Raw genomic sequence first — 7,166 nt, 5'->3', positions numbered from 1 at the left:
TCATCATATCGTCATGGACGGCTGGAGTATGGGCGTTTTGATGAAAAGCCTGTTCCAAAACTATGAAGCGCTTCGTGCCGGCCGGCCCGCCGGGGGAAGCCAGGGCAAACCTTACTCTGACTATATCAAATGGCTCGGAGGCCGGGATTATGAGGAGGCGGAACGATATTGGAGCAGCCGCCTGGCGGATTTCGAACAGCCGAGCCTGCTCCCGGGCCGTCTGGCAGCAGAAAAGAAAGACTACCAAAATGAAGAATATTCTTTTGTCTGGGATGAAGAGCTGGTCGCGCAGATTCAGCAGACCGCCAACCGGCATCAAGTCACGGGACCTAACCTGTTTCAGGCCGTTTGGGGTGCGGTGCTCAGCAAATACAACTATACAGACGATGTGGTGTTCGGCACCGTCGTATCAGGCCGTCCTTCAGAAATCAACGGCATAGAAACGATGGCGGGGCTGTTCATCAATACAATTCCCGTCAGAATCAAAATTGACAAAGATGCAGCCTTTTCGGACGTGATGGCGGCAGTTCAGAAAAACGCCGTGGAAGCCGAGCGCTATGATTATGTGCCGCTCTATGACATTCAAAAGCGCTCCGCCCTGGACGGCAGCCTCTTAAATCACTTGGTCGCGTTTGAAAACTATCCGCTGGACAAAGAGCTGGAAAACGGGGGCATGGAGGAAAGACTCGGCTTTTCCATTAAAGTGGAACATGCTTTTGAGCAGACGAGCTTTGATTTCAATCTCATCGTGTATCCGGGAAAAACGTGGACTGTCAAAATCAAATACAATGGAGCGGCTTTCGCTCATGATGCCATCGAACGAACGGCGCACCATCTGACCCGCATGATGAAAGCCGCGGTCGGAACGCCTGACGCGCCCGTGCGGGAACTCGGCCTTGTTTCAGGCGAAGAAGAGCGGCAGATTGTTGAAATATTCAATGATACGAAAACGGCGCTTCCGGAAGAGGAGGCCGTTCACCGTTTGTTTGAAGCACAGGCAAACCGGACGCCTGCAAGCATCGCGATAAAAGAAGCGGGACGCGAATGGACCTACCGTGAAGTGAACGAAGCGGCCAACCGTCTGGCGAGACACCTTGTGAAGAGCGGGCTGGAAAAAGGCCGGACCGCCGCTATTATGAACGACCGGTCTGCGGAAACCGTTGTCGGAATGCTTGCCGTCCTAAAAGCAGGCGGCGCATATGTGCCGATTGATCCGGCTTTTCCGGAGGACCGTCTCCGCTTTATGGCGGAAGACAGCTCGATTCGGCTCGTGCTGACAGTTCAGGACTATCAAGAACAAGCGGGCGCATTGCAAGTCCCGGTCGTCATGCTGGATGAAAGCGCGGATGAAACGGTAAGCGGAACAGACTTGAATCTTCCGGCCGGCGGCAACGACTTAGCGTATATCATGTATACATCCGGATCGACCGGCAAACCGAAAGGCGTCATGATTGAACACAGAAATATCATCAGGCTCGTCAAACATTCGAATTACGTGCCGGTTCATGAAGAAGACCGGATGGCGCAAACGGGAGCCGTCAGCTTCGATGCCGGAACCTTCGAAGTCTTCGGCGCATTGCTGAACGGAGCGTCATTGCACCCGGTGACAAAAGAGACGCTGCTTGACGCCGGACAATTTGCCCAATTTCTGAAAGAGCAGCGGATCACGACCATGTGGCTGACGTCTCCGCTGTTTAATCAGCTTGCCCAAAAGGATGCCGGCATGTTTAACACGCTCCGGCACCTCATCATCGGCGGTGATGCGCTTGTGCCGCATATCGTCAGCAAAGTGAGGAAGGCATCACCGGAGCTGTCGCTTTGGAACGGCTACGGGCCGACGGAGAATACGACGTTTTCGACGAGTTTTCTCATTGATCAGGACTACGACGGTTCGATCCCGATCGGGAAGCCGATCGGAAATTCCACTGCGTATATTATGGATGAAAACCGCAACCTCCAGCCGATCGGCGCGCCCGGTGAGCTGTGCGTCGGCGGAAGCGGAGTGGCAAGAGGCTATGTGAACCTGCCTGAATTAACGGAGAAGCAGTTTGTCCGCGATCCGTTCAGACCGGATGAAATGATATACCGGACGGGGGACTTGGCGAAGTGGCTTCCGGACGGCACGATCGAGTTTCTCGGCAGAATTGACAACCAAGTAAAGGTCCGCGGTTTCAGAATCGAGCTCGGCGAGATCGAGGCGAAAATCAGCCAGGCGGAGAATGTGACGGAATCTGCGGCTGTGATCCGGAAAAATAAAGCGGATGAAAATGAAATCTGCGGTTACTTTACGGCAGACCAAGCCCTTTCGCCGGAAGACCTGCGCAAAACGCTTTCGGAATCACTTCCGGAATATATGATTCCCGCGCACTTCATCCAGGTGAATCAGTTTCCGCTGACGGCGAACGGAAAAATTGATAAAAAAGCGCTGCCTGAGCCTCAGGCTGAAGCCGTTCAAAAAGAATACGTAGCGCCGAAAACGGAAGCGGAGCAGAAACTCGCGGACATTTGGGAAGGCATTCTCGGTGTAAAAGCGGGTGTGACTGACAATTTCTTCACGATTGGCGGACATTCTTTAAAAGCCATGATGATGACCGCTAAAATCCAGGAGCACTTTCAAAAAGAAGTACCGATTAAAGTGTTATTTGAAAAGCCGACCATTCAGGAGCTTGCGCATTATTTGGAGCATGAGAGCGAGGAGGAACAGCAGTTTGAACCGATCCGACAAGCGCCTTATCAGAAGCATTATCCTGTTTCCTCAGCACAGCGCAGGATGTATATCCTTAATCAGCTCGGACAGGCCAGCACGAGCTACAACGTCCCTGCTGTACTTCTGCTGGAAGGATCAGTAGACAAAAACCGTCTTGAAGAGGCCATGCAGGCATTAATCAACCGTCATGAGACACTGCGTACGTCGTTTGACATGGCAGATGGAGAAGTCGTGCAGACCATTCATAAAAATGTGTCGTTTGAGCTTGAAACCGCCGAGGGCCGGGAAGAAGATGCAGAAGAGCTGACAAAAGCCTTTATCAGGCCGTTTGCGCTCAATCGTGCGCCGCTGGTCCGTTCGAAGCTGATCCGGCTTGAAGAAGACCGGCATCTTCTGCTGATTGACATGCACCACATTATTACGGACGGAAGCTCAATGGGCATTTTCATCGGTGATCTTGCGAAGCTTTATCAAGGCACGGAGCTTGCGCTGCCAAAGATTCATTATAAGGATTTTTCAGTCTGGCAGCGTGAAAAAGCAAGTCTCGATCAGCACGAAGCCTACTGGCTTGATACGTTCAAAGGCGATCTGCCGGTGTTGGATCTGCCGCTTGATTTCCCGCGTCCTGCCGAGCGCAGTTTTGAAGGGGAACGCGTCATCTTCGGGCTTGATAAACAGGTGACGGCGCAGATTAAGAAGCTGCTGGCTGATACGGATACGACGATGTACATGTTCTTGTTAGCCGCTTTTCAAGTGCTGCTGTCCAAATATTCGGGTCAGGAAGACATCGTAGTCGGGTCTCCGGCGGCCGGAAGACAGCATCCTGATCTCCAAGACGTGCCGGGCATGTTTGTCAACACAGTTGCGCTTCGGTCGCATCCTGCCGGCAAAAAAACGTTCAAACAATTTCTGGATGAGGTGAAAACGGCGAGCCTTCAAGCTTTTGAGCATCAAAGCTATCCGCTTGAAGAATTAATTGAAAAACTGCCGTTAACGAGGGACACAAGCCGGAGTCCGCTGTTCAGCGTGTTATTTAATATGCAGAACATGGAGATCCCGGCCCTGCGGCTCGGAGATTTGGAGATTTCTTCTTACTCCATGCATCATCATGTCGCTAAATTTGATCTTTCCTTAGAAGCGGCTGAGCGCGGAGAAGAGGTCGGATTGAGCTTTGATTACGCGAAAGCCTTATTTGCGGACGAAACCATCCGCCGCTGGAGCGCTCATTTTGTCAATCTGATTAAAGCCTGCGCTGAAAATCCGGATATTCAGCTGGCCGATGCAAGCCTGCTGTCAGCTCCTGAGCGGGAAGCGCTCCTTTCTGATGAAAAACGGACGGAGGCGGATCTGCCTGAGGGCACTTTTGTTTCGCTGTTTGAACGGCAAGCGCAAAAAACGCCTGATCTCACGGCGGTTGCGGGCGGAACTAGTCTGACATATCGTGAGCTTGATGAACGCTCGAACCGGTTTGCCCGACACCTTCAGGCTTGCGGAACGGGCAGTGAGGACATCGTAGCCATTATGATGGATCGTTCGGCCGACTTGATTACCGCGATTCTCGGCGTCATGAAAGCCGGAGCGGCATTTCTCCCGATTGATCCGGAGACTCCTGAAGAGAGAATCCGCTACTCTCTTGAAGACAGCGGAACGAAGCTTCTGGTCGTCAATGAGAGAAACATGACCGCGGCTGCCGTTTATAAAGGAAAAACGGTCGTAATGGAAGACGGAGAATGGCAGAACGAAAGCGCCGACCGGCTTGAAACGGAGCCCGGCGCCGACCAGCTTGCATATATCATTTATACCTCGGGAACAACGGGCAAACCGAAAGGCGTCCAGCTGGAGCACCGCAATCTAATCAATTATGTCACATGGTTCAGCCGTGAAGCCGGTTTGACCGAAGCTGACAAATCCGTGCTGCTGTCTTCTTACGCATTTGATCTCGGCTATACGGCTATATTCCCGATTCTTCAGGCGGGCGGCGAGCTGCACATTGTGCCGAAAGAGACGTACACCGCGCCTGATCAGCTTGGTGAGTATATACAGAAAAACGGCATTACGTATATGAAACTGACGCCGTCATTGTTCCATATGATCGTCAATACAGCCCGTTTTACGTCAGAACGCCGTTTCAGCCCGCTTCGTTTAGTGGTGCTCGGCGGAGAAAAGATCATCACGTCCGATGTCCGCAAGTTTCATGACGTATACGCCCATACCGACTTCATCAATCACTACGGGCCGACGGAAACGACGATCGGCGCCATTGCGGAACGGATCAATATGGAGCGTCTTGATCAATATGAGCAGCGTCCCGTCATCGGCCGCCCGATCGCAAATACCGGCGCGCTTGTATTGGACGGAGCAATGCAGCTCGTTCCTCCGGGCGCAAGCGGCGAGCTTTATATTACCGGGAAGGGGCTTGCCAGAGGATATCTTCACCGTCCGCAGCTGACGGCGGAGAAATTTCTCTCAAATCCTTTTTCACCGGACAGCCTCATGTACAAAACGGGAGATGTCGTCCGCAGGCTTCCTGACGGGACGATTGAATTTATCGGCCGTGCGGATGATCAGGTGAAAATCCGGGGCTACCGCATTGAATTAAAAGAGGTTGAAACTGTGCTGTTAAGCGTAAACGGCATTCAGGAGGCGGTCGTTCTCGCAGTCAGCGAAGGCGGGCTGCCGGAACTGTGCGCGTACTATAAAGCCGACAGCGAGCTGAAAGGCTCTGAGCTTCGCAAACGGCTTTCCGAAACACTGCCGTCTCATATGCTTCCGGCCTATTTCGTGCAGGTAGACCGCATTCCGCTTACAGCCAACGGAAAAACCGATAAAAACGCCCTTCCGAAACCGGGCGTCAGCCAAACGGCGCAAACAGCTTCAGCCTTGCCGGAAACGGAATTGGAGGAAAAGCTGTGCCGCATTTGGAAACAGACACTCGGTACGGATACGCTCGGCATTGACGATAATTTCTTCGATTATGGCGGGCACTCTTTAAAAGGCATGATGCTCCTCGCCAATATTCAGGCTGAACTGGACAAAACGGTTCCGTTAAAAGCGCTGTTCGAACAGCCGACTGTCCGCCTGCTTGCCGCATATATTGAAAAATCAGCGGTATCTGAGGGATATCGGATGATCTCACCGGCCGACAGTGCAGACGCGTACCCGTTATCATCCGCCCAAAAACGGATGTACGTCCTGAACCAGCTTGACCGGGAGACAATCAGTTATAATATGCCGTCCGTTCTTCTGATGGAAGGAGAAGTCAATATTTCAAGGCTTCAGGAAGCGCTCAATCAGATGATCGATCGCCACGAATCTTTGCGGACGTCCTTTATCGATCAAAACGGCCGCCCGATGCAGCAGATCGCAGAACAGGCTGACATTGACCTGCACATCTTTGAAGCAGCAGACGAGGAGAAAGCGGATCTTATCATTCAGGCATTCATTAAGCCGTTCGATTTGAGTGCGGCTCCGCTCATTCGGGCCGCTCTTGTCAGACTGAATGAAAAGAAACACCTGCTGCTGCTGGATATGCATCATATTATTGCCGACGGCGTGTCCAGAAGTATGCTGGTCAAAGAGCTCGCTCATCTTTACAAAGGCGGAAGCCTGCCGTCGCCGAACCTGCACTATAAAGACTTCGCCGTCTGGCAGAATGAACCCGAGCAGGCCGAACGGATGAAAGACCATGAGCGTTATTGGCTCTCCGCATTTTCCGGCGAGCTTCCTGAATTGAATCTGCCGACCGATTTCCCCCGTCCGCCGGTTCAAAGTTTTAAAGGACAATCCGTCCGTTTCAGAGCGGGGCGTGAAACGGAAAAAGCGGTGCGTGAATTAATGGAATCATCGGGAGCGACTCTTCATATGGTGCTTCACGCCGCGTTCCATGTCTTTTTGAGCAAAATCACGGGGCAGCACGATATCATTATCGGCTCGGTGACCGCCGGAAGAACGAGCGCCGAAGTTCAGGAAATGCCGGGGATGTTTGTCAATACGCTTGCGCTTCGCAATGAAACGCGAAAAGAGCAGACCTTCGCCGGGCTGCTCGAACGGGTGAAACAAACCAATCTTGACGCGCTGGCGCATCAGGATTATCCGTTTGAAGATCTGATCGGAAAGCTTGACCTGCCGAGAGATATGAGCCGCAACCCATTGTTCCAGGTTATGGTGACGACAGAAGATCCGGATAAAGAAACACTGGAACTGGAGAACCTGCGCATCACTCCGTATGAGTCAAACCAAGGCACGGCGAAATTCGATCTGACACTCGGCGGCTTTACGGATCAAGAAGGTCTCGGCCTTCAGTTTGAATATGCGACTGATCTGTTTAAAAAAGAAACAATTGAAAAGTGGAGCGCCGGGTTCCTGCGGATTCTGAAGCAAGCGGCAGAAAGTCCGGACAGAAAGCTGCCTGAGATTTCACTGATCAGCGATGCTGAAAAACAAGCCCTCCTTGACGCAT

General features: G+C 52.3%; 1 protein-coding gene. It reads left to right on the top strand.

Annotation, left to right across the window (positions count from 1 at the left end):
* A partial coding sequence (gene srfAB, locus D5S11_RS20510) for a surfactin non-ribosomal peptide synthetase SrfAB (RefSeq protein WP_128424642.1) occupies window positions 1-7,166 on the top strand: 7,166 nt, incomplete at both ends.

Origin of the sequence: Bacillus sp. L75 (assembly GCF_003676355.1) — a bacterium.
Taxonomy (GTDB): domain Bacteria; phylum Bacillota; class Bacilli; order Bacillales; family Bacillaceae; genus Bacillus; species Bacillus velezensis.
This window is presented reverse-complemented; position numbering and strand designations above follow the sequence as displayed.